This window comes from Curtobacterium sp. B18 (genome assembly GCF_000333375.1).
GTDB lineage: Bacteria > Actinomycetota > Actinomycetes > Actinomycetales > Microbacteriaceae > Curtobacterium.
Genome location: NZ_BACZ01000341.1, coordinates 1 through 544, shown reverse-complemented (window position 1 = coordinate 544; position 544 = coordinate 1). Strand labels below are relative to the sequence as shown.

The following is a 544-nucleotide window of genomic DNA, read 5'->3' as shown; positions in this document are numbered from 1 at the left end:
TTCCTCGTGCGTGCCCCGCTCGACGATCTGTCCGTGGTCGAGCACGAAGATGACGTCGGCGTCACGGATCGTCGAGAGCCGGTGCGCGATTGAGACCGTCGTGCGACCGGCGGCGGCGTTGTCGAGCGCGGCCTGGACCACCCGCTCGGAGATCGAGTCGAGCGCACTCGTCGCCTCGTCGAGGACCAGCACCGGCGGGTCCTTCAGCAGCACCCGCGCGATGGCGATCCGCTGCTTCTCGCCGCCGGACAGCCGGTAGCCCCGCTCCCCGACGATGGTCTCGTAGCCGTCCGGGAACGAGGCGATCGTCTCGTGGATGTTCGCCGCCCGGGCCGCCCGCTCGATCTCGTCGTCGGTCGCGTCCGGCTTGGCGTAGCGGAGGTTGTCGAGCGCGAGGGTGCGTTCGAGCGCCGGCGCCACACGGACCGCGCGCATCACCGTGGCGGAACGGCCGGGTTCGATGCCGGCGCGGTGCCACTCCCAGCTCGGGATCGCTCCCCACCCGGCGGCGGTCGGCGGGACGGCCATGTCCGCCGGGGCCGGT

General features: G+C 72.6%; 1 protein-coding gene. It reads right to left on the bottom strand.

Features of this window, described 5'->3' with window-relative positions:
- Positions 1 to 544 (bottom strand): ATP-binding cassette domain-containing protein (locus tag I5E_RS09285; protein WP_031262015.1); only part of this gene is annotated, 544 nt, incomplete at both ends.